Below are 21948 nucleotides of genomic sequence, written 5' to 3'. Positions count from 1 at the left end.
GGCCGGACGGTGATTTGGTGAGACGGGTGGATCCGGGGCCGGTCAGTGGAGCAGACTTCCCTGGAGTTCGGCGCGCAGGTCGGGCGTGAGGACCGCTCCCGCGCGGTCTACCAGGAGTGCCATCTCGTAGCCGACGAGGCCGATGTCGCACTCGGGGTGCGCGAGCACGGCCAAAGACGAGCCGTCGGAGACGGACATGAGGAAAAGGAACCCGCGTTCCATCTCCACGACGGTCTGCGCCACACTGCCGCCCTCGAAGATCCGGGAGGCCCCGGCCGTCAGCGAGGTGAGCCCGGACGCGACGGCCGCGAGCTGGTCGGCGCGGTCCCGCGGGAAACCTTCGGACATCGCCAGCAGAAGGCCGTCGGCGGAGACCACCACTGTGTGGGACACCCCAGGGGTGTTGTCCACGAAGTTGGTGATCAACCAGTTCAGGTTCTGTGCCGCCTGGCTCATCGGACTCAACTAACGCTCCTGCTGGTGAGTGGGGCTCGGGAAGCTGCCGGTCTGGCCGTTACCGGCCTGGCGACCCTGCGCGATACCCCGACGGAGATTGGTCAGTCGGCCGCGAACGTCGTCAGGCGCACGCGAGACCTGCGGACCGGTTTGGTGCTGTTGCTGCTGAGCTGTGCCCGGTACGAGGTTCGCCCGGGGCACCCGGCGCGGCAGACCTGAGGTGGTGACGCCGCCTGCCGCGGGCTGACGCACCCGTTCGGCCTGGCGGACGAGTTCGTCGTTCGGCGAGGTACGCCAGGAGGCGGGCGCCGGACGCTGGGCGGCCGCGGGGGCCGGCGCCTGCTGCTGCGCAGCCGGAGCCTGCTGCTGCGGAGGAACCGGAGCCGAGCCGTTGGGCTGCGGCTGACCCTGCTGCTGCGCCTGCTGACCGTGGAACCAGTTGGTCTCCAGCGTGTCGAACAGCGGGGTACGACCGTCACCCGGGCCCGTGGCCGGCGGCAGCGCCTCCGGCTCGAGGTGACCGGGCCGCTGGGCCGGGGCGGGTCGGCGCGGAGCGCCGTGACCGGGGCCGCCGACCTGCGGCCGCTCGAACTGACCGGTGTGCTGCGCGGCCGCGGGGGCCGGCCGGCCCGGCAGGGCGTGCTGCCCCGTGGAGCTGTTGTCGTAGGCCTGCGGAGCCGCGAACTGACCCGTGGAGCTGTTGTCGTAGGCCTGCGGAGTGGCGAACTGCCCGGTGTTGGCCGGGTTGTTCTGTCCGGCCGGTGAGCCGTAGACGTCCGGGCGGACGAACGAGCCCGTGTTGTGCTGGCCGTTGGGGTTCTGCTGGCCGTTCGGGTTGTACTGGCCGTTCGGGCTGTACTGACCGTTCGGGTTCTGCTGGCCGTTCGGGTTGTACTGGCCGTTCGGGTTCTGCTGGCCGCTCGTGCCGGGGCGGGCGAACTGGCCGGTGTTGTGGCCGTTGTTCGCGCCGGGACGCGGGGCGTTGAAGTCCGGCCGGGCGAACTCGGAGGTGCTGCCCGGTCCCTGGCGGTCGTCGATGCGTGGCATCGGCGCCGTCTGGGAGACGTCCGGCTCCTCGTGTCCGCGCGGGGCGTCCAGCGGAGTGCGGGGCACCGGCGGCTGTGCGTTCTCGTCGCTCCAGCTCGGCGTGCGCTGCTGCGAGTCGGTGCTCGGCAGCTCGGCACGGGCTCCGCCACGTCCGGGCAGCTGCGGCCGACGCGCACGGCGGCCCTGCGGCTCGGCGTCACCGTTCGCGCGCTGCGGCGGTACGGGACCACGGTTGCCGTTGCCGCCGAAGGCGTCCTGGCGCTGACCGTCCCCGAAGCCCTGCGGCGTACCCGCACCCGTGCCCTGCATGCCCTGCTGGGCACCGGGCGCCTGACCGAAGAGACCGGCACCCGTACCGGCCGGAGCCGAGCGGCCCTGCTGCGGCACGCCCGGACCCTGCGGTCCGCGCGCTCCGCCCGGCCCACCGGGACGGCCGCCCGCACCCGCGCCCGGAAGCGCGGCCCGCGGACCCTGGCCGGCAGTGATACCGCCGCCGGCCGGAGCACCGCCGCCGAGGGCACCACCGGGCGCACCCGGGGCACCGCCGCCGAGGGCACCGCCCTGGCGCCGGGCAGCGGCCACACCCGCGGCCGCCTGCGCGGCGGCCGGACCGCCCACGCCGGCGTTCTGACCGGGCTTGGGCTGGGGCTTCTTGCCTCCCTGGGCGACGTCGACCGGCAGCATGACCAGCGCTGTCGTACCACCGGAGTCGGACGGGCGCAGCTGGATGCGGATGCCGTGACGCTGGGACAGCCGACCGACCACGAAGAGGCCCATGCGGCGGGAGACGGAGACGTCCACGGTGGGCGGCGAGGCGAGCCGCTCGTTGATCGCGGCGAGGTCCTCGGGAGAGAGGCCGATGCCGGTGTCGTGGATCTCGATCAGCACCCGGCCGTCGGGCAGCGCGTGACCGGTGACCTTGACCTTGGTCTGCGGGGAGGAGAACGAGGTGGCGTTCTCCAGCAGCTCGGCGAGCAGGTGCACGAGGTCGTTGACGACCCGGCCGGCGACCTCGGTCGTCGGCACGGAGGCCAGCTCGATGCGCTCGTACTGCTCCACCTCGGACGCGGCGGCGCGGAGCACGTCGACCAGCGGGACCGGACGGGTCCAGCGGCGGCCGGGCTCCTCACCCGCGAGGACGAGGAGGTTCTCACCGTTACGGCGCATGCGGGTCGCGAGGTGGTCGAGCTTGAACAGCGAGGACAGCTGGTCCGGGTCGGCCTCGCGGGACTCCAGTTCGGAGATCAGCGACAGCTGGCGCTGGATAAGACCCTGGGAGCGGCGCGAGAGGTTGGTGAACATCGCGTTGACGTTGCCCCGCAGCAGGGCCTGCTCGGCGGCGAGGCGGACCGCCTCGCGGTGCACGTCGTCGAAGGCCGCGGCCACCTGGCCGATCTCGTCCCGGGAGTGCACACCGACCGACTCCACGGACGTGTCGACGTCCTGCGGGTCGGACTCGGACAGCTGCTTGACCAGCTCGGGCAGCCGGTCCTGGGCGACCTTGGTGGCGGTCTCCTGGAGGCGGCGCAGCGAGCGGATCATGGAGCGGGCCACGACGAAGGCGCCGACCAGCGACACGCCGAGGACGAGGAGGATCAGCGCACCGGAGATGATCGCCTCGCGCTCGGAGGCGCTGCGCAGCTCGCGGGCCTGCTGCTCCATGTCCTCGAGCAGCGTGTGCTCGATCGCCTCCATGTTTTTGATCTTGGTCGTACTGTCGTCGACCCAGTCGAGGTAGGAGCGCTTGTCCAGCGACTCCAGACCCTTCGCCTTGGTGAACGCGCGGGTGGCGTAGACGTCGGTCGCCTCGATCGTCGCGTTGCCCGCTTCGATCGGCTTCAGGAGTTCCTCGGCACCGTCGGTGCCGTAGACGCTGCGGAAGGTGCGCTCTTCGGATGCCTGGCTTCCCAGAGCCGCGAAGGCGTACAGGCGGTCGTTCTCGGAGAGGGCGCCGAACCTGTCGTTGCTCGCCGGCAGGGCCGCGGCGAGGATCGCGCGCTGCTCGGAGGCGTACTCCTTGGCGGAGGAGAAGGCGGACAGGGCACGGGTGCGCTGGATCATCTCCGGGTTGCTGGTCGCCTCGGCCATGTCCTGGGAGAGGTCGAGCAGGTGGGAGACGAGGCGGTGGTAGGCCTCGACGGTCTGCATCGAGTTGCCGTCGGCCTCGTACGCCGACGCACGGATCTTGCTGAGGCTGTTGAGGTCCTGCTGGAGGCCCACCAGGCTTTCCCGGACACCCAGGAGGTTGCCCTGCTTGCTGGCGTCGTCGATCTGGTCGGCGGCGTCCAGGAAGTTGCCCATGGCCCGGTCCGTCTTGTCCCGGTAACCCTTGACCGTGTAGTTGTTCGCGGTCGCGTTGTGGGCCAGCGGACCGGCCGACTGGTCGCGCTCGTCCTGGAGCGCGTTCGCCAGCTCGGTGGCCTGCTTGGTCATCTCGGTCAGCAGCTTCATGTTGTCGAGCTGCTGGATGTCGTCCATGGACTGGTTGATGCGGACCGCGCCCAGCGTGGTGGCCGCGACCACCGGCAGCGCCAGCAGCGACACCAGTCGGGTCGAGATGCGCCAGTTGCGCAGCGCGACCCGGGGGCCGGGGCCCGTGGGGCCCTTCGGCTTCACCGCAGACGCCGGGTCGGCCGTTCCGGACGCGCCGGGGCGCCCGGAGCGCTCACCGCCGTCGCCGGACGATGCCTGGCCCGGGTTCTGGGCGTGCTGGGGCGAGGAACCGCGGTCGGTCCCGCCATGCGGCTCCGGCTCCGCCGAAGCACTGCCATTCCTCTTGAAACGTCCCTGCACTAGCGTCGCAACCTCTGGACCAGGCGCCCCTCCGCGCGAACGGAAGGACACGGTGTCGGCGTCATAGGAGCGCCCTGAATTACGCCCCCGTTGTGGTCGTGAGTGACCGGCGCTGGTTCCCCCTTCTCACCGCCGCACAGCGCTGTGTCGCGCCCCCTTGCGCCGGCTCGATCCCTTCGGCGGTCCGTGGAATTCCAGCACAGTGCCGGATCTCCAACAAGGCCCGTGGGTCGAGCTGTGACCTCCGTGACACCACGTGAGTGACGCATTACCCGGCGTGGAATGTGTTCCGCCTTATACCGGACAAACCCCTGCGAGTCAGCGAGACGAATCGGGTGTCCCAGTCGCCATGATCAGGAGCGGAATGATGGCTTCAGGGGGTCAATGTCCGTTTCGTTGGGGTGGGTTGGGGGTCTGAATTGACCGGTTTGAGTCTTGGTTCGTGAGCAAACTCACACCCGCATCATGGGCTCTTCACGTCTTCGGCGGGAATTTGCATGTTTAGCCTGGCGCTTTACATGGCGCACCGCTCTGACAACCAGCGCTCGCGCGGGGGACCTTGAGGCCCTCCCGGCGCCCGACACGACAGGTCTCGTAACACCGTGAAGACGACGATGATGTTCCGCACGATAGCCAACCCGCGGCGCACGACGCTGGCGCACCTCGACGACGCCGACGACCTGTGGACCCCGGACCAGCCGGAGCACTCCGTCGCCCTCCCCGCGCAGACCGCCAACCCCCGGCGCACCGTCCTGATGGACGTCCCCGTCACGGCCTCCGTCGCCGAGTAGGACGCGCGCCGGCCGTCGGACACTCGAACGGCCCCGTACGGATGTCGAGGGCGCTCACCGGTCGGTGAGCGCCCTTCGTCCGTCTCCCTCGTGTAATGCGCGAGGCGCGGGGCCCCTGCCGCGTTAGCCTGGGGCGTCAGACTCCAGCCAGCTCAGTCAAGGGGCCAAGCATCCCGTGCGCATCGCCAGGTTCTCCATCGACGGGAACGTCGCCTTCGGCGCGGTCGAGGGCGACAAGCAGGACGAGCTCGTCCTGGACATCATCAAGGGCATCCCGTTCACGGACTTCGAGCTCTCCGGCACGAAGGTGCCGCTGAGCAAGGTCAGGCTGCTGCCGCCGGTGCTTCCCAGCAAGGTCGTGGCCTTCGGCCGCAACTACGCGGAGCACGCGAAGGAGCTGGGCAACGAGGTGCCGGACGCTCCCTTCGCCTTCTTCAAGCCGTCCACCTCGGTGATCGGCCCCGGCGACGAGATCCAGTACCCGCCGTTCTCCGAGGAAGTGCACCACGAGGCCGAGCTGGCCGTGGTGATCGGGCGGCTGTGCCGCGAGGTCCCGCGGGACCGCGTCAAGGACGTGATCTTCGGCTACACCTGCGCCAACGACATCACCGCCCGCGACGTCCAGAAGCGCGAGAAGCAGTGGGCGCGGGCCAAGGGCTTCGACACGTCCTGCCCGCTCGGCCCCTGGGTGGAGACGGACCTGGACCTCGCCGCCGCGTCCGACCTGACCGTCCAGCTCACGGTCAACGGCCAGCAGCGCCAGCTGGGCCGCACCAGCGAGATGATCCACTCGATCGAGGATCTGATCGTCAACATCACCGAGGCCATGACGCTGCTCCCCGGCGACGTGATCCTCACGGGCACCCCGGCAGGGGTCGGCCCCCTGGTCGTCGGCGACGAGGTCGCCGTCACCATCGAAGGCATCGGCACTCTCACCAACAAGGTTGTCAAGCGTGGCTAGCGCACCCGTCCGCGTACGTTTCTGTCCGTCGCCCACCGGTAACCCCCACGTGGGCCTGGTCCGCACCGCCCTGTTCAACTGGGCGTTCGCCCGGCACAACGAAGGCACCCTGGTCTTCCGCATCGAGGACACCGACGCGGCCCGCGACTCCGAGGAGTCGTACGGCCAGCTGCTCGACGCGATGCGCTGGCTGGGCTTCGACTGGGACGAGGGCCCCGAGGTCGGCGGCCCGCACGCGCCGTACCGGCAGTCGCAGCGCATGGACATCTACAAGGACGTCGCCCAGAAGCTCCTGGACGCCGGTCACGCGTACCACTGCTACTGCTCCCAGGAGGAGCTGGACACCCGCCGCGACGCCGCCCGCGCCGCCGGCAAGCCGTCCGGCTACGACGGCCACTGCCGCGACCTGAGCGCCGAGCAGGTCGAGGAGTTCCAGGCCCAGGGCCGTACGCCGATCGTCCGGTTCCGTATGCCCGACGAGACGATCACCTTCACGGACCTGGTCCGCGGCGAGCTGACCTTCACGCCGGAGAACGTCCCGGACTACGGCATCGTCCGGGCCAACGGCGCTCCCCTCTACACGCTCGTCAACCCGGTCGACGACGCGCTGATGGAGATCACCCACGTCCTGCGCGGCGAGGACCTGCTCTCCTCCACCCCACGCCAGGTCGCCCTGTACAAGGCGCTGATGGACCTGGGCATCGCCCAGCAGATCCCGTCCTTCGGCCATCTCCCGTACGTGATGGGCGAGGGCAACAAGAAGCTCTCCAAGCGCGACCCGCAGTCCTCGCTCAACCTCTACCGGGAGCGCGGCTTCCTGCCGGAGGGCCTGCTCAACTACCTCTCCCTGCTCGGCTGGTCGCTCTCGGCCGACCAGGACATCTTCGGTATCGACGAGATGGTCGCGGCCTTCGACATCAAGGACGTGAATCCCAACCCGGCCCGCTTCGACCTCAAGAAGTGCGAGGCGATCAACGCCGACCACATCCGTCTGCTGGAGGTGAAGGACTTCACGGAGCGCTGCCGCCCGTGGCTGAGGGCCCCGTTCGCCCCCTGGGCGCCGGAGGACTTCGACGAGGCCAGGTGGCAGGCCGCCGCGCCGCACGCGCAGACCCGCCTGAAGGTCCTGTCCGAGATCACGGACAACGTCGACTTCCTGTTCCTGCCGGAGCCGGTCTTCGACGAGGCGAGCTGGACGAAGGCGATGAAGGAGGGCTCGGACGCGTTGCTCCGTACGGCCCGCGAGCAGCTCGAGTCCGCCGACTGGACCTCCGCCGAGGCGCTGAAGGAGGCCGTCCTGGCCGCCGGTGAGGCCCATGGCCTCAAGCTCGGCAAGGCCCAGGCCCCGGTCCGGGTCGCCGTCACCGGCCGTACGGTCGGCCTCCCGCTCTTCGAGTCCCTGGAGATCCTGGGCAAGGAGAAGACGCTGGCCCGCATCGACGCGGCGCTGGCGAAGCTCACCGCGTAGCCCACGCACGCGTGAAGGGGCGGCACCCGGGATCCCGGGTGCCGCCCCTCGTCGTGGCACCCGAATACCGCGATGTTCCGGGAACAACCGCCGGACCTGGGGCCGCTGCGGCTGTACCGTCGGTGTCATGGTGATCAGAGCCGTCGTCTGGGACGTGGACGACACCCTCTTCGACTACACGACCGCGGACCGCGAGGGCATGCGCGCGCATCTGGCCGCCGAGGGCCTGCTCGCGGGATACGACACCCCTGAGCTCGCCCTGGCACGGTGGCGTGAGGTCACCGACCGGCAGTGGGCCCGGTTCTCGGCGGGGGAGACGACGTTCCAGGGGCAGCGCCGGGACCGCGTCCGGGTCTTCTTGGACGCGGAGCTCAGCGACGCCGAGGCCGATCTGTGGTTCGAGCGGTACATCGGGCACTACGAGACCGTGTGGGCCCTGTTCCCGGACGTGCTGCCGGTCCTGGACGTCCTCGCCGCCAGCCACCGGCACGCCGTGCTCTCCAACTCCAGTCTCACCGTGCAGGAGCGCAAGCTGCGGATGCTCGGCGTGCGCGACCGCTTCGAGAGTGTCCTGTGCGCGGTGGAGCTCGGCGTCTCCAAGCCGGAGGCGGGCGCCTTCCACGCGGCGTGCGAGGCGCTGGAACTCGCCCCGGAGCAGGTCGCGTACGTCGGGGACCATCCGGAGATCGACGGACGAGGCGCGGCCGACGCCGGCCTGCTGTCGGTGTGGATCGACCGTCACGGCGCGTACACCGGGGACGACGCGCACGGCGGACCGCACCGGATCGGCTCCCTCGCCGAACTCCCGGCGCTCCTCGGCGCGGATACCCGTTTTGGAGCCCCGTCCACCTTCAGGTAATGTTCTTCCTGCGCCGCCGGGGAGCGGGCCGAAAGGCCGGAACCCGGGGGAGCAAACTAGAACAAGATCCCTTCAGGGGCTTGCGTTCCAGTGGCCTATGGTGTAATTGGCAGCACGACTGATTCTGGTTCAGTTAGTCTTGGTTCGAGTCCAGGTAGGCCAGCTCGCAGAGCTCATCTGCAAAGCCCCCGTTGTGTAGCGGCCTAGCACGCTGCCCTCTCAAGGCAGTAGCGCCGGTTCGAATCCGGTCGGGGGTACTGATCCTGATCTCTCGGGATCGCTAGGGCCCCCGTTGTGTAGCGGCCTAGCACGCCGCCCTCTCAAGGCGGTAGCGCCGGTTCGAATCCGGTCGGGGGTACGAACTGGTCTAAACCACATTGGTCTATGGTGTAATTGGCAGCACGACTGATTCTGGTTCAGTTAGTCTTGGTTCGAGTCCAGGTAGACCAGCTGGGATCTGCGGAAACGTTAGATCCATGCCCCCGTTGTGTAGCGGCCTAGCACGCCGCCCTCTCAAGGCGGTAGCGCCGGTTCGAATCCGGTCGGGGGTACGAGTCCGATGGGCCTCCACTTCGGTGGGGGCCCATCGGCGTGTCCGGGCCCGGTGCCTAGGACGTGTTTCGAAACCCGCCCTAGGCGAAGCCGTACCGCCGTGCCGACTCCTCCTCCTGCGCCAGCCGGTGCAGCGCCCGCAGGACGGGCTCGAAGAGGATCGCCGCGGCGACCGCCGTCTCCACCTTCTCCGCCTCCGAGTCGTGGGTCTCCACGAAGTCCAGGTCGCGCACGGCTGCCTGGTGCATCAACTCGGCGTACGGCAGGATCAGTTCGGCCCCCCAGGCATAGCCGAGCCGGCGCAGCGTGGCCACCGCCGCCACCAGGGAGCGGTGCGCGGGGGAGATGGTGCTCACGGCCTGGGCGTTCGTCCAGCCGAGCCGCTCCAGCGCCCGGTCCACCTCATGGCGGGCCGCCCGCACCTCTTCGTCGTCGTTCTCCGGCTCGGGCACCTGCGGCAGCGCCCACAGGGCCGCGCCCAGCCGGATCGTGCGGCCCAGGGAGTCGTCGTCGACATGGGCGAGCACCTCCCGGGCGGTCGCCACCGGCACCCGGCCCACCTGGATCAGCGCCCGCACCAGCCGCAGCCGGCGCAGATGGTCCTCGTCGTACTCGGCAGTCGTCGCGTTGATCTGGCGGCCCGGCGCCAACAGGCCTTCGCGCAGGTAGTACTTGATCGTCGCGGTGGACACCCCACTGCGCTTGCTCAGCTCGGCCAGCCGCATGTCTTGCACCCTCCATCGGATACCGGCACTATCCAATCATGCGGTGCTCGGACAGTGCCGCTCGCCAACCAGGCAGCGAGGGGGAGCGTCATGTTCGGCAAGCCGTTCGGCAAGCCCGTCACCGCAGGCCGTACGACCGCCGACGCGCAGGGGGACGTGGTCGTCCTGCTGATCGGCATGCGGATCAACCACTTCTGGGCCGTGCACCACTGGGTCCCGGTGTTCCTCGCCATGCCGCGCATGCTGCGCGAGCTGCGGCGCGCCCCCGAGCGCGGACTCCTCGGCCATGTGCTGCTGACGGCCTCCCCGCGGACCTACTACGTCGTCCAGTACTGGGAGTCCAAGGAGAAGCTCTACGCCTACGCGTCGTCCCCCGACATGTTCCACCACCGGGCCTGGGCGATCATCAACCGCAAGGAGAAGGCGGGGAAGGTCCGCGGACACGTGGGGCTGTGGCACGAGACGTACGTCGCGCCCGAGGGGTCGTACGAGTCGATCTACGCCGACATGCCGGCGTTCGGACTCGCGGCCGCGCACGGGCAGCTGCCGGTGGAGCGGCGGGGGCGGCGGGCGAAGGAAAGGTTCGCCCACCGGTCGGGCAGCAAGGCCGAGCAGGCCGTGGAAGGGGTGTCGTCGACCTCGGCGTGAGGACCGCGCGGTGCGCGCGGTGTCCCGTGCCCCGGTGGGGCGCGTTCCGGGAGGCGGGCCCGCCGCGGCGTTGAGGCCGGCCCGTTCCCGAAGGCGTCCCGCCGGCGGTCAGCCGGTGCGGCGCAGGGCCTCGGAGAGGCGGCCGGCCGCGTCGATCACGGCCTGGGCGTGCATACGGCCCGGGTGGCGGGTCAGGCGCTCGATGGGGCCCGAGACGGACACGGCCGCCACCACGCGATTGGACGGGCCTCGCACGGGGGCGGAGACGGACGCGACGCCCGGCTCCCGCTCGCCGATGGACTGGGCCCAGCCCCGGCGTCGCACGCCGGAGAGCGCCGTGGCCGTGAAGCGGGCGCCCTGGAGGCCGCGGTGCAGGCGCTCCGGCTCCTCCCAGGCCATGAGGATCTGCGCCGAGGAACCGGCCTTCATCGTGAGCGTGGAACCGACCGGGACCGTGTCCCGCAGTCCGGACAGCCGTTCCGCGGCGGCGACGCAGATGCGCATGTCCCCTTGGCGGCGGTAGAGCTGAGCGCTCTCGCCCGTGACGTCACGGAGGTGGGTGAGCACCGGCCCCGCCGTCGCCAGCAGGCGGTCCTCGCCGGCCGCCGCGGCCAGCTCGGACAGGCGCGGTCCGAGGATGAACCGGCCTTGCATGTCACGTGCCACCATGCGGTGGTGTTCCAGGGCCACGGCCAGTCGGTGAGCCGTGGGTCGTGCCAGTCCGGTGGCCGCCACCAATCCCGCGAGGGTGGCCGGTCCGGACTCCAGAGCGCTCAGGACAAGGGCTGCCTTGTCCAGAACGCCGACGCCGCTACTGTTGTCCATGAAACGATACTTGCGTCTCACTCTGTGAAACGCAAGTTCAATTTTCCCTGGAACGCGCCACCCTTGAAGACACGACGGCCCGCGGACCAACGGGCCCGGCGGCGGACGTCCGGACACGGGGCGCGGGCACCGCCACCTCAAGATCTCTAGTTGGGCCGGCGCACCTGTGCACCGGCCGGAGGGAAAGCGATGGGTAGGACACTCGCGGAGAAGGTCTGGGACGACCACGTCGTCCGGCGCGCCGAGGGCGAGCCCGACCTCCTCTTCATCGATCTGCACCTGCTGCACGAGGTGACCAGCCCGCAGGCCTTCGACGGCCTCCGGCAGGCGGGTCGCCCGGTGCGGCGCCTCGACCTCACCATCGCGACCGAGGATCACAACACCCCGACCCTCGACATCGACAAGCCCATCGCCGACCCGGTCTCGCGCGCCCAGCTGGAGACGCTGCGCAAGAACTGCGCCGACTTCGGCGTCCGGCTGCACCCGCTGGGCGACGTCGAGCAGGGCGTCGTGCACGTCGTCGGCCCGCAGCTGGGGCTGACCCAGCCCGGCACGACCGTCGTCTGCGGCGACTCGCACACCTCCACGCACGGTGCCTTCGGCGCGCTGGCGTTCGGTATCGGCACCTCCCAGGTGGAGCATGTGCTGGCCACCCAGACGCTGCCGCTGGCCCGCCCGAAGACCATGGCCATCACGGTCGACGGCGAGCTGCCCGAGGGCGTCACGGCCAAGGACCTGATCCTCGCGATCATCGCCAGGATCGGCACCGGCGGCGGCCAGGGCTACATCCTGGAATACCGCGGCTCGGCCATCGAGAAGCTCTCGATGGAGGCCCGGATGACCATCTGCAACATGTCGATCGAGGCCGGCGCCCGTGCGGGCATGATCGCCCCCGACGAGACCACCTTCGCCTACCTCAAGGGCCGTGCCCACGCGCCCGAGGGCGCGGACTGGGACGCGGCCGTCGCGTACTGGAAGACCCTGAAGACGGACGCGGACGCGGAATTCGACGCGGAGGTCGTCATCGACGCCGCGGCGCTCGCGCCGTTCGTCACCTGGGGCACCAACCCCGGCCAGGGTGCCCCGCTTTCGTCGGACGTCCCCGACCCGGCTTCGTACGAAGACGCTTCGGAGCGCCTCGCCGCCGAAAAGGCCCTGGAATACATGGGGTTGGAGGCCGGTCAGTCGCTGCGCTCCATCACGGTGGACACCGTCTTCGTAGGCTCCTGCACCAACGGCCGCATCGAGGACCTGCGCGCCGCCGCGGCCATCGTCGAGGGCCGCAAAGTCGCCGACGGCGTACGGATGCTGGTCGTCCCCGGCTCCGCGCGGGTCGGTCTCCAGGCCGTCTCCGAGGGCCTGGACGTGGTCTTCAAGGAGGCCGGCGCCGAGTGGCGGCACGCGGGCTGCTCCATGTGTCTGGGCATGAACCCCGACCAGCTGGCCCCGGGTGAGCGCTCCGCGTCCACCTCCAACCGCAACTTCGAGGGCCGACAGGGCAAGGGCGGCCGTACGCACCTGGTGTCGCCGCAGGTCGCGGCCGCTACGGCGGTCCTGGGCCACCTGGCGTCCCCCGCCGACCTGTCCGACGCCGACACCCGTACGCCCGCTGGAGTCTGAGAGCCATGGAAGCATTCACCACGCACACCGGCCGGGCCGTCCCGCTGCGCCGCAGCAACGTCGACACGGACCAGATCATCCCTGCTCACTGGCTCAAGAAGGTGACCCGGGACGGGTTCGAGGACGGACTGTTCGAGGCTTGGCGCAAGGACCCGTCCTTCATCCTCAACCAGCCCGAGCGGCAGGGCGCGACGGTGCTGGTCGCGGGCCCCGACTTCGGCACCGGCTCCTCCCGTGAGCACGCCGTCTGGGCACTTCAGAACTACGGCTTCAAGGCCGTCATCTCCTCCCGCTACGCCGACATCTTCCGGGGCAACTCGCTCAAGAACGGCCTGCTCACAGTGGTTCTGGAGCAGAAGACCGTGGACGCGCTCCAGGAACTCACCGAGCGTGACCCGCAGGCCGAGATCACGGTCGACCTGGAGGCCCGCGAGGTGCGCGCCGAGGGCGTCACCGCCTCCTTCGAGCTGGACGAGAACTCCCGCTGGCGGCTGCTGAACGGGCTGGACGACATCTCCATCACCCTCCAGAACGAGGCCGACATCGCCGCGTACGAGGCCAAGCGCCCGTCGTACAAGCCGAGCACGCTCCAGGTCTGACCCGGCGGCCCGAACAGGTCGAGTTTCGGCCACCGCAACGCCCCGCCTGTACCCCCGATCGCCCCGATTGGGGGTACAGCCATGTCTGCACCCGAACGGCCCTGAGAGCTCGCGTCGAACGCCTCAACTTCCCACGTTATGCAGGTCGTTGGTGGGGTAGGCGGCGGAGGTGGCCGGGTTCCGCGCCGGTGCCCGAACAGCCGTTTGCGGCGGCAGTTACACCCTGCGCAGGCGACAACTCGCCCCAGATGGCACAATCTGTGCATGGGACACGACGGCCAACTCCAGCTCTATGCGGCGGTCGCGAACCAGCTCAAGGAAGCGCACGCAAGGGTGCGCTCACTGCAAGTCCCGGAGGGCGTACGGATGGCGCTGACCCGGAAGCTGCTGGTCATTACGGCCGCGGCCAAGCACGATCTCGCCGCTGCGACAAGGCGACTGGAGCGGTTCATGGAGGACCTCGACGAGGGCCGATTCCCCGAAGAGGAACGCTGAACGCGTCCGGGACAGCCGAGTTCGTTGCGGCACAAGGGTGATTAGCCCGTTTCGTGTTTGATTTGCGGTATATATCTGCCTAACGTGCGAAAAAGGCTTGAACACTTTCGTTCTGGCAATGTCTCCGAAGGGGAAGACGTGAACAAGGCGCAGCTCGTAGAAGCGATTGCCGACAAGATGGGCGGCCGCCAGCAGGCCGCCGAGGCTGTCGACGCGGTCCTGGACGCCATCGTCCGCGCGGTCGTCGGGGGCGACCGGGTTTCGGTCACCGGGTTCGGTTCGTTCGAGAAGGTCGACCGCCCTGCCCGCTACGCCCGCAACCCCCAGACCGGAGAGCGGGTTCGGGTCAAGAAGACGTCCGTGCCGCGGTTCCGCGCGGGCCAGGGCTTCAAGGACCTGGTCAGCGGCTCGAAGAAGCTCCCTCGCGGTGGCGAGGTCGCCGTCAAGAAGGCGCCCAAGGGCAGCCTGACCGGCGCTGCTTCCGCCACGGTGAAGAAGGCCGCCGCGAAGAAGGCCACCACCAAGGCCGCCGCCGCGAAGAAGACCACGGCGAAGAAGACGACCGCCAAGAAGACCACGGCCGCCGTCAAGAAGACCACCGCGGCGAAGAAGACCACCGCCAAGACCACCGCGACCGCCAAGAAGACCTCCGCGGCGAAGAAGACCGCCACGGCCAAGAAGGCGACGGCGAAGAAGGCCCCGGCGAAGAAGGCCACCACCAAGGCGGCCCCCGCCAAGAAGTCCACGGCTCGCAAGACGACCGCCAAGAAGGCCACCGCCCGCAAGTAGGGCAGGCACAGGGCACTCACGCGCCGGGCCGGACTCCCTCTCGGAGTCCGGCCCGCGGCGTTGTCACGAGCGTCCGGCGCGGGAGCGTGCGCAGGCCCGGCGCGGGAGCGCTCGGAAGGCGGGCGCCGGAGCGGCCAGGAGATGGGCCGCCTGGAAGAAGTGGCAGCCGGAAGAAGTGCCGCCTGGAAGAAGTGCCGCCTGGAAGAAGTGCCGGCCGGAAGAAGTGCCGGCCGGAAGAAGTGCCGGCCGGAAGAAGTGCCGCTCAGAAGGTGTGCAGCGTGACCAGGGTGATCCGCCGGGCATTTCCGTCGCCCTCGGTCTCCACCCGCACCCGCTGTCCCGGACGCAGCAGCCGCAGCCCGCCCGCGTCGAACGCCGGCGCGTCGAAGGGCACGGGTGTGCCGTCGTCGAGCAGCACCTGCCCGCTGCGGGTCTCGGGGTCGTACGTGTATGCGGTCGCCTGCATGGCCGCAGCCTACTGCCCGGGGATCAGCAGTCGCGCGGCGACGGCGGCCGTTCGGGGACCCAGCCCCAGCGCCAGAGCCGCGCGCAGGTCCGCGCCGGTGTCCACGTCCTGTCGTACGGAATCCACCGAGTCGAGGCCGAGTTCCCGCGCGCCGGACGCGCGATGACGGGCCCGGGAATCGTGCCCGAATGCCGGGAGCAATTCCCGTTCGGGCGCGGCGGCCAGCAGTGTCGTCCCGATTGCGGCCGCATCGGGAAGAAAAGCGCGCGGGAATTCCGCGGCGGCGTCCAGGACGCGGGCCAATTCCATCGGGCGCAGTGCAGGCAGGTCGGCGTTCAGGGCCGCCACGGGGCAGGCGGGGCGCGCGGCGCGCACCACGGCCGCCGCGTGCGCCAGAGCGGCGTTCAGGCCGCCCCCCGGTTCGTCGGAGACGATGCGGGCGCCCAGGGCCGCCAGCTCCCGTCCGGCCAGTTCGTCGTCCGTGACTACCGCCACATCGCCGACCGCCGGGCTGGCCAGCGCGGCGGCCACGGTGTCCTGGGCGAAGGCGAGGGCGAGGCCCGGCCGCAGCCCGGCGGCAGCGGTGTCCGACAGCCTGCTCTTGGCCCGCGCCAGAGTCTTCAGGGGGATGACCAAGGTCCACTGCACAGGTGTTCCGCCCCTCTCGTGTAGCGGTCATTGTCACCCGGTCCATCCGGTCGCCGGGGCGGCGGGGCGTACGGTGTTCTCGACAGACCGGCGGCCCGGGGCGACACTTGTGCGGCCCCCAGCCCTGGAGGAAGCCCTAGAGGAAGGTGTCCGCGTGCCCGGCCGCAGAATCGGCTTCTGGTATCGCTTCGCCGCGGTGCTCTGCAAACCGCCGTTGGTGGCGCTGATCAAGCGGGACTGGCGTGGAATGGAGCACATTCCGGCCGATGGTGGATTTATCACCGCGGTGAACCACAATTCGCATGTCGATCCCTTTGCTTACGCGCACTATCAGTACAACACCGGACGGGTTCCGCGATTCCTCGCGAAGAGCGGCCTTTTCCGGAAGGGATTCGTCGGCGCCGCGATGCGTGGCACCGGACAGATCCCCGTCTATCGCGAGAGCACCGACGCGCTGAGCGCCTTCCGGGCCGCGATCGACGCCGTCGAGCGCGGCGAGTGCGTCGCCTTCTACCCCGAAGGCACCCTCACCCGCGACCCGGACGGCTGGCCCATGACCGGCAAGACCGGTGCCGCGCGCGTGGCGCTGCAGACCAGGTGCCCGGTGATCCCGGTCGCCCAGTGGGGCGCCAACGCGCTGCTGCCGCCGTACGCGAAGAAGCCCGACATCTTCCCGCGCAAGACCCACCACGTGCTCGCGGGCCCGCCCGTGGACCTCTCCGGCTTCTACGGCAGGGAGATGACCCCGGAGCTCCTGAAGGAGGCGACCGAGGTCATCATGGCCGCCGTCACCCGCCTGCTGGAGGAGATCCGCGGCGAGCGGGCGCCCGAGACGCCGTACGACCCGCGCCGGGAGCGGATCGAGCAGCGGCTCCGCACCCAGGCGCAGACGCAGGAGGAGCCGCCGTCGCCGCCCCGGCCGCGCGGCCAGGCGCGGACGCAGGAGAAGGCCAGGCAGGAAGAGGGGCAGAGCAAGTGAGCATGCCGGTCAAGGCGGCGGTCTTCAGCGCCGGTTCGTGGGGCACCGCCTTCGGTGTGGTGCTCGCCGACGCGGGCTGCGAGGTGACCCTCTGGGCGCGCCGCGCGGAGGTCGCTGATGCGATCAACTCCACCCGGACGAATCCCGGCTACTTCCCGGGCATCGAGCTCCCGGAGAACCTGCGGGCCACCACGGACCCGGCCGAGGCCGCCGCCGGCGCCGACTTCACGGTCCTGTCGATCCCCTCGCAGACCCTGCGCGCCAACCTCGCCGAGTGGACGCCGCTGCTGGCCCGCGGCACCGTCCTGGTCTCCCTCATGAAGGGCGTCGAGCTCGGTACGACGATGCGGATGACCGAGGTCGTCGAGGACGTCGCCAAGGTCGGCCCCGAGCGGGTCGCCGTGGTCACCGGGCCCAACCTGGCGCGCGAGATCGCCTCCCGCAGGCCGGCCGCCGCCGTGGTCGCCTGTACCGACGAGGCGGTCGCCCAGCGCCTCCAGGCCGCCTGCCACACGCCCTACTTCCGCCCGTACACCAACACGGACGTGGTGGGCTGCGAGCTCGGCGGCGCGGTCAAGAACGTCATCGGTCTGGCCGTCGGCATCGCGGACGGCATGGGCCTCGGCGACAACGCCAAGGGCTCGCTGATCACCCGGGGTCTCGCCGAGACCACCCGGCTCGGCCTCGCCATGGGCGCCGACCCGCTGACCTTCTCCGGACTCGCGGGCCTGGGCGACCTGGTGGCGACCTGCTCCTCCCCGCTGTCGCGCAACCACACCTTCGGCACCAACCTCGGCAAGGGCATGACCCTCCAGGAGACCATCGCGGTCACCAGGCAGACCGCCGAGGGCGTCAAGTCCTGCGAGTCAGTGCTGGATCTGGCCCGCCGGCACGGTGTCGACATGCCCATCACCGAGACGGTGGTCGGGATCGTGCACGAGGGCAAGCCCCCCGTGGTCGCTCTCAAGGAGCTGATGTCGCGCAGCGCGAAGCCTGAGCGACGCTGAGCGAACCCGCCCCGCCGACGCTGTCTCAGGGCCCTACCACCGGGTACTCTCAACGCGATATGAGCAGCGAGAACCTCCCCCAGAGCCCCGAGCAGCCGTCCCGTAAGCCGCGTGTGGCCGTCGTGTTCGGCGGGCGCAGCTCCGAACACGGGATCTCCGTGGTCACCGCCGGCGCCGTACTGCGGGCGATCGACCGGACCAAGTACGAGGTCCTGCCGATCGGCATCACCCGGGACGGCCGTTGGGCCCTGACCGCCGACGAACCGGACCGCATGGCGATCACCGACCGCCGTACGCCCGACGTCGACGAGCTCGCCGAGTCGAGCGAGGGCGGCGTGGTGCTCCCCGTCGACCCGGCCAACCGCGAGGTCGTCTACAGCGAGCCCGGTTCGGTGCCGAAGGCCCTCGGCGAGGTCGACGTCGTCTTCCCGGTGCTGCACGGCCCGTACGGCGAGGACGGCACCCTCCAGGGCCTCCTGGAGCTCTCCGGCGTCCCGTACGTGGGTGCGGGTGTGCTCGCCTCGGCCGTCGGCCAGGACAAGGAGTACATGAAGCGGGTGTTCACCTCGTTCGGGCTGAAGGTGGGCCCGTACGTGGTGATCCGGCCGCGTGAGTGGCGGCAGGACGAGTCGGCCGCCCGCAAGAAGATCGTCGACTTCGCGGCCGAGCACGGCTGGCCGCTGTTCGTGAAGCCCGCGCGCGCGGGCTCGTCGATCGGCATCACCAAGGTCGACGACCTCTCCGGGCTCGACGAGGCCATCGCCGAGGCGCAGCGGCACGATCCGAAGATCCTCGTCGAGGCCGCGCTGCGCGGCCGGGAGATCGAGTGCGGCGTCTTGGAGTTCGAGGACGGGCCCCGGGCCTCCGTCCCGGCCGAGATCCCGCCGCCGGACGCGCACGCGTACTACGACTTCGACGCGAAGTACATCGATTCGACGCCGGGCCTCGTGCCGGCCCCGCTGACCCCCGAGGAGACGGCGGAGGTGCGGCGGCTCGCCGTCGACGCCTTCGAGGCGGCCTCCTGCGAGGGCCTGGTGCGGGCGGACTTCTTCCTCACGGAGGACGGGGAGTTCGTGATCAACGAGATCAACACGATGCCGGGCTTCACGCCGATCTCGATGTACCCGCAGATGTGGCAGGCGAGCGGGATCAGCTATCCCGAGCTGGTGGACCTGCTGGTCCAGGCGGCTCTGCGCAGGTCCACGGGACTGCGCTGACCCGCACCGCAGCGGCACGGGGGAGCGCCTGGCCGGCGCCCCCCGATGTACGGCCCAGGTCGTGTTTCGAAAGTCCCGTCCGGCCCGCGACGCCTGGCACGGCGCCTCGCCGCGTTGTCGGGATCGCCCGCGTACGCCCGGTACGCGGACGACCCTCCGCCTTGCGACGTACCGCATCGGACGCCGCGGGCCCCGCCCTCCGGGCGGCGACGCCACTTTCGAAACACGCCCTAGTCGGCGATCCCCTCCGGGACCGCCTTCTTGACGGCGGGCGCCAGATCGACCAACGGCGCCATGCCGTCCCCGGTGCGCCGCTCCGGAATCGTCACCTCGACGTATGCCCTGCGCAGTGTCGTGGTGAAGCGGAACGAGCCGTCTCCGCGCTTGTCCAGCAGCCATCCGACCCCGTCGACCTCGACGCCGTCGGCCTCCGGATCGCTCATCTTCCCGGGCCGCATGACACCGCAGCGCAGTATGATCGCCGGGTTCCCCCAGCCCGCGGTCTGCGCGGAGGCGGGCTCCGGATCACGTCGGCCGAGACCGTCCACCTTCGACGGCAGCGCCTCGTCCAGGTCCCGGCACAGCTTCGAGACCTTCGCGTCGGCGGCGGGAACCACCGCCGACGCGCTGTCGTCTGCGGAGGAGCAGCCCGCGGCAGCGACAAGCAGGACGAGCGCGGGCGGCCCGAGAACAGTGCGGAGCCGGTGACGGGAGAAGTTCACCGGCCAAGGGTAGACGGGGGCTACAGATGGACCACCGGGCAGGTCAGGGTACGGGTGATGCCGTCCACCTGCTGGACCTTGGCGACCACCATGCGACCGAGGTCGTCGACGGTGTCGGCCTGAGCGCGCACGATGACGTCATACGGTCCTGTCACATCCTCGGCCTGGATCACCCCAGGAATCTTGCTGATCGTCTCGGCGACGGTCGACGCTTTGCCGACCTCCGTCTGGATCAGGATGTACGCCTGTACCACGGAACCTCCAGGGCGGCCACGAGGATCATGTGGGGAAAAGGAACGCCACGGTATCGCGTTGCCGCTCGCCGCGGGGAGACCTGCGGGGAGCGTGGCTTGCGCGCCGGGGTGCGGGCAGGCCAGAAGTTGACGGCCACGTCGACCGTATCGAGGACACTGGTGACGCGCGACCGGGTACGGACAGGGACAGAAGGGGAGCAAGGGCGATGAAGGGCACTGTTGGTGAGCTCGGGGAGTTCGGGCTCATCAGGGAGCTCACCTCCCGTCTCACCACCACCCCGGCGGTCCGGGTCGGCCCCGGCGACGACGCCGCCGTGGTCGCCGCCCCCGACCGCAGGGTCGTGGCGAGCACCGACATCCTGCTCGAGGGGCGGCACTTCCGCCGGGACTGGTCCACGGCCTACGACGTGGGCCGCAAGGCCGCCGCGCAGAACCTCGCCGACATCGCCGCCATGGGCGCGGTGCCGACGGCGCTGCTGCTCGGGCTGGTCGTACCCGCCGAACTCCCGGTGGCCTGGCCGACCGAACTGATGGACGGGCTGCGCGACGAGTGTCAGGTCGCCGGCGCCTCCGTGGTCGGTGGCGACGTCGTGCGCGGGGACACGATCATGGTGTCGATCACCGCGCTCGGCGATCTGCGCAACCAGGAACCCGTGACACGGGCGGGCGCGCAGCCCGGTGACATCATCGCGGTCACCGGCTGGCTGGGCTGGTCCGCCGCCGGGTACGCGGTGCTCTCCCGCGGCTTCCGCTCGCCGCGCGCCTTCGTCGAGGCCCACCGCCGCCCCGAGCCGCCCTACCACGCGGGGCCGGCCGCCGCGGGGCTGGGCGCGACCGCCATGTGCGACGTGAGCGACGGGCTCATCGCCGACCTCGGTCATATCGCGGAGGCCAGCAAGGTCCGGATCGACATCCGCTCCGGCGCCATCGACATCCCGTCCCAGATGAACGACATCGGCCAGGCCGTCGGCGTCGACCCGATGCAGTGGGTGCTGACCGGGGGAGAGGACCACGCGATCGTGGCGACCTTCCCGCCGGACACCAAGCTGCCCGCGCGCTGGAAGGTGATCGGCGAGGTGCTCAACCCCTCGGCGCTGCCCCAGGTGACGGTCGACGGGGCGCCGTGGACCAGCAAGGGCGGCTGGGACCACTTCGGGGACATCGAGTCATGAGCGCACCGCCGAGGGTACTGACGGTCGCGGGCTCAGACTCCGGCGGCGGTGCGGGCATCCAGGCGGACCTGAAGACGATGCTCGCGCTCGGCGTGCACGGCATGAGCGTGATCACCGCGGTCACCGCGCAGAACTCCCTGGGCGTGCAAGGTGCCTGGGAGCTTCCGGCGGAGGCGGTGCGGGCCCAGTACCGCAGCGTCGTCGACGACATCGGCGTGCAGGCGGTGAAGACCGGGATGCTGGCCTCGGCCGAACTCGTCGAGACGGTGGCCGAGTTGCTCGCGGGTACGGACGCGCCGGTCGTCGTGGATCCGGTGAGCGTCTCCAAGCACGGTGACCCGCTGCTGGCGTCCGCCGCGCTGGACTCCGTACGCACGAAGCTGCTGCCGCTCGCGACGGTCGCCACCCCGAACCTCGACGAGGTGGCCCAACTCACCGGCGTACGTGTCGAGTCGGAGACCGGGATGCGGGAGGCGGCGGCGGCCGTCCTGGCGTGCGGGCCGCGCTGGGTGGTGATCAAGGGCGGTCATCTCTCCGGAGCGGCGGTCGACCTGCTCACCGACGGCACCGAGGAGCACTGGCTGCGCGCTCCCCGCCACGACAACCGGCACACGCACGGCACCGGCTGCACCCTCGCCTCCGCGATCGCGTCGCACCTGGCGATGGGGCGGTCCGTGCCGGAGGCGGTGTCGGCCGCCAAGGAGTACGTCACCGGGGCGATAGCGGCCGGGTTCGCGCTCGGCGGGGGCATCGGGCCCGTGGACCACGGCTGGGCCTCGCGGCCTCGGAGCGCCGGGTAGTCGCTCGGTTCGATGTCCGTGGCCGCCCTCTCGGTGAGCTTCTCGAAGAAGCCGG

Annotated in this window: 22 protein-coding genes and 5 tRNA genes; 19 read left to right on the top strand and 8 right to left on the bottom strand. The window is 70.5% G+C overall.

Annotation, left to right across the window (positions count from 1 at the left end; all coding sequences use genetic code 11):
* Positions 1–42 precede the first annotated feature (42 nt).
* The gene (locus tag ACFV0T_RS19865) at positions 43–456 is read right to left on the bottom strand and encodes a roadblock/LC7 domain-containing protein (protein ID WP_003993189.1); all 414 of its coding nucleotides are present in this window, start codon (positions 454–456) and stop codon (positions 43–45) included.
* Positions 457–465: 9 nt separating this feature from the next.
* Positions 466–4296 (bottom strand): nitrate- and nitrite sensing domain-containing protein, encoded by a 3831-nt coding sequence (locus ACFV0T_RS19860; RefSeq protein WP_385780466.1) that lies wholly within the window; start codon positions 4294–4296, stop codon positions 466–468.
* Positions 4297–4898: 602 nt separating this feature from the next.
* Here ACFV0T_RS19860 and ACFV0T_RS19855 point away from each other — a divergent pair.
* The 9 genes from ACFV0T_RS19855 (at position 4899) to ACFV0T_RS19815 (ending at position 8926) form a co-directional block, all read left to right on the top strand.
* Positions 4899–5087: a hypothetical protein gene (locus tag ACFV0T_RS19855; protein WP_385780463.1), complete on the top strand. Its 189-nt coding sequence runs from the start codon at positions 4899–4901 to the stop codon at positions 5085–5087.
* A 175-nt stretch (positions 5088–5262) separates the two neighbouring features.
* Positions 5263–6048: a fumarylacetoacetate hydrolase family protein gene (locus ACFV0T_RS19850; RefSeq protein ID WP_385780461.1), complete on the top strand. Its 786-nt coding sequence runs from the start codon at positions 5263–5265 to the stop codon at positions 6046–6048.
* Positions 6032–7516: a glutamate--tRNA ligase gene (gene gltX, locus ACFV0T_RS19845; protein WP_385780458.1), complete on the top strand. Its 1485-nt coding sequence runs from the start codon at positions 6032–6034 to the stop codon at positions 7514–7516. The genes ACFV0T_RS19850 and gltX overlap by 17 nt, the downstream gene beginning before the upstream one ends.
* A gap of 127 nt (positions 7517–7643) precedes the next feature.
* Positions 7644–8375: an HAD family hydrolase gene (locus tag ACFV0T_RS19840; protein ID WP_385780455.1), complete on the top strand. Its 732-nt coding sequence runs from the start codon at positions 7644–7646 to the stop codon at positions 8373–8375.
* A gap of 91 nt (positions 8376–8466) precedes the next feature.
* Positions 8467–8538, top strand: a tRNA-Gln gene (locus ACFV0T_RS19835).
* A gap of 21 nt (positions 8539–8559) precedes the next feature.
* A tRNA-Glu gene (locus ACFV0T_RS19830) sits at positions 8560–8632 on the top strand.
* Between the two features lie 28 nt (positions 8633–8660).
* A tRNA-Glu gene (locus ACFV0T_RS19825) sits at positions 8661–8733 on the top strand.
* 20 nt (positions 8734–8753) lie between these two features.
* Positions 8754–8825: transfer RNA gene (locus tag ACFV0T_RS19820), tRNA-Gln, on the top strand.
* Between the two features lie 28 nt (positions 8826–8853).
* Positions 8854–8926, top strand: a tRNA-Glu gene (locus ACFV0T_RS19815).
* A gap of 81 nt (positions 8927–9007) precedes the next feature.
* Here ACFV0T_RS19815 and ACFV0T_RS19810 read toward each other — a convergent pair.
* On the bottom strand, positions 9008–9652 hold the full coding sequence (locus ACFV0T_RS19810; protein WP_385780452.1) for a MerR family transcriptional regulator: 645 nt from the start codon (positions 9650–9652) through the stop codon (positions 9008–9010).
* A gap of 90 nt (positions 9653–9742) precedes the next feature.
* On the opposite strand from ACFV0T_RS19810, the gene ACFV0T_RS19805 reads away from it, so the two are divergent.
* Positions 9743–10300 (top strand): DUF4188 domain-containing protein, encoded by a 558-nt coding sequence (locus tag ACFV0T_RS19805; RefSeq protein WP_385780449.1) that lies wholly within the window; start codon positions 9743–9745, stop codon positions 10298–10300.
* A gap of 108 nt (positions 10301–10408) precedes the next feature.
* On the opposite strand, the gene ndgR is transcribed toward ACFV0T_RS19805, so the two are convergent.
* Complete coding sequence (ndgR, locus tag ACFV0T_RS19800) at positions 10409–11125, bottom strand: IclR family transcriptional regulator NdgR (protein ID WP_135330737.1); 717 nt, start codon at positions 11123–11125, stop codon at positions 10409–10411.
* Positions 11126–11314: 189 nt separating this feature from the next.
* On the opposite strand from ndgR, the gene leuC reads away from it, so the two are divergent.
* The 4 genes from leuC to ACFV0T_RS19780 all read left to right on the top strand — a co-directional run bounded on the left by leuC (position 11315) and on the right by ACFV0T_RS19780 (position 14628).
* Positions 11315–12745, top strand: a complete 1431-nt coding sequence (leuC, locus tag ACFV0T_RS19795) for a 3-isopropylmalate dehydratase large subunit (RefSeq protein WP_385780446.1) — start codon at positions 11315–11317, stop codon at positions 12743–12745.
* 5 nt (positions 12746–12750) lie between these two features.
* Positions 12751–13344, top strand: coding sequence for a 3-isopropylmalate dehydratase small subunit (gene leuD / locus ACFV0T_RS19790; RefSeq protein WP_385780443.1), 594 nt, complete (start codon positions 12751–12753; stop codon positions 13342–13344).
* A gap of 264 nt (positions 13345–13608) precedes the next feature.
* The gene (locus ACFV0T_RS19785) at positions 13609–13839 is read left to right on the top strand and encodes a hypothetical protein (protein WP_385780441.1); all 231 of its coding nucleotides are present in this window, start codon (positions 13609–13611) and stop codon (positions 13837–13839) included.
* A gap of 138 nt (positions 13840–13977) precedes the next feature.
* A complete protein-coding gene (locus ACFV0T_RS19780; RefSeq protein ID WP_385780438.1) occupies positions 13978–14628 on the top strand; it encodes an HU family DNA-binding protein in 651 nt (216 codons plus the stop codon).
* A gap of 262 nt (positions 14629–14890) precedes the next feature.
* On the opposite strand, the gene ACFV0T_RS19775 is transcribed toward ACFV0T_RS19780, so the two are convergent.
* Together ACFV0T_RS19775 and cofC are read right to left on the bottom strand one after the other, a co-directional pair.
* Positions 14891–15094 (bottom strand): hypothetical protein, encoded by a 204-nt coding sequence (locus ACFV0T_RS19775; RefSeq protein WP_385780435.1) that lies wholly within the window; start codon positions 15092–15094, stop codon positions 14891–14893.
* A gap of 9 nt (positions 15095–15103) precedes the next feature.
* Positions 15104–15742, bottom strand: a complete 639-nt coding sequence (gene cofC, locus ACFV0T_RS19770; protein WP_385780432.1) for a 2-phospho-L-lactate guanylyltransferase — start codon at positions 15740–15742, stop codon at positions 15104–15106.
* A gap of 154 nt (positions 15743–15896) precedes the next feature.
* Here cofC and ACFV0T_RS19765 point away from each other — a divergent pair, with 154 nt between their 5' ends.
* From ACFV0T_RS19765 to ACFV0T_RS19755, 3 genes are read left to right on the top strand one after another with little or no spacing between them, the layout of a single operon-like run.
* Entirely contained in the window at positions 15897–16721 is an 825-nt protein-coding gene (locus tag ACFV0T_RS19765) for a lysophospholipid acyltransferase family protein (protein WP_385780429.1), read from the top strand.
* Positions 16718–17728, top strand: a complete 1011-nt coding sequence (locus ACFV0T_RS19760; RefSeq protein WP_385780427.1) for an NAD(P)H-dependent glycerol-3-phosphate dehydrogenase — start codon at positions 16718–16720, stop codon at positions 17726–17728. The genes ACFV0T_RS19765 and ACFV0T_RS19760 overlap by 4 nt, the downstream gene beginning before the upstream one ends.
* Before the next feature lie 59 nt (positions 17729–17787).
* Positions 17788–18945, top strand: a complete 1158-nt coding sequence (locus tag ACFV0T_RS19755) for a D-alanine--D-alanine ligase family protein (protein ID WP_385780425.1) — start codon at positions 17788–17790, stop codon at positions 18943–18945.
* A 230-nt stretch (positions 18946–19175) separates the two neighbouring features.
* On the opposite strand, the gene ACFV0T_RS19750 is transcribed toward ACFV0T_RS19755, so the two are convergent.
* Together ACFV0T_RS19750 and ACFV0T_RS19745 are read right to left on the bottom strand one after the other, a co-directional pair.
* Positions 19176–19667, bottom strand: a complete 492-nt coding sequence (locus ACFV0T_RS19750) for a DUF3515 domain-containing protein (RefSeq protein ID WP_385780423.1) — start codon at positions 19665–19667, stop codon at positions 19176–19178.
* 20 nt (positions 19668–19687) lie between these two features.
* Positions 19688–19921, bottom strand: a complete 234-nt coding sequence (locus ACFV0T_RS19745) for an Lrp/AsnC family transcriptional regulator (protein ID WP_003997603.1) — start codon at positions 19919–19921, stop codon at positions 19688–19690.
* 206 nt (positions 19922–20127) lie between these two features.
* Here ACFV0T_RS19745 and ACFV0T_RS19740 point away from each other — a divergent pair, with 206 nt between their 5' ends.
* Positions 20128–21093: a thiamine-phosphate kinase gene (locus ACFV0T_RS19740; protein ID WP_385780421.1), complete on the top strand. Its 966-nt coding sequence runs from the start codon at positions 20128–20130 to the stop codon at positions 21091–21093.
* Complete coding sequence (gene thiD / locus ACFV0T_RS19735; protein ID WP_385780418.1) at positions 21090–21893, top strand: bifunctional hydroxymethylpyrimidine kinase/phosphomethylpyrimidine kinase; 804 nt, start codon at positions 21090–21092, stop codon at positions 21891–21893. The genes ACFV0T_RS19740 and thiD overlap by 4 nt, the downstream gene beginning before the upstream one ends.
* Positions 21894–21948 lie beyond the last annotated feature (55 nt).

The organism is Streptomyces sp. NPDC059582 (assembly GCF_042735715.1).
Lineage (GTDB): Bacteria > Actinomycetota > Actinomycetes > Streptomycetales > Streptomycetaceae > Streptomyces.
The sequence above is the reverse complement of the archived record's forward strand: the minus strand, read 5'-3'. Positions and strand labels throughout refer to the sequence as shown.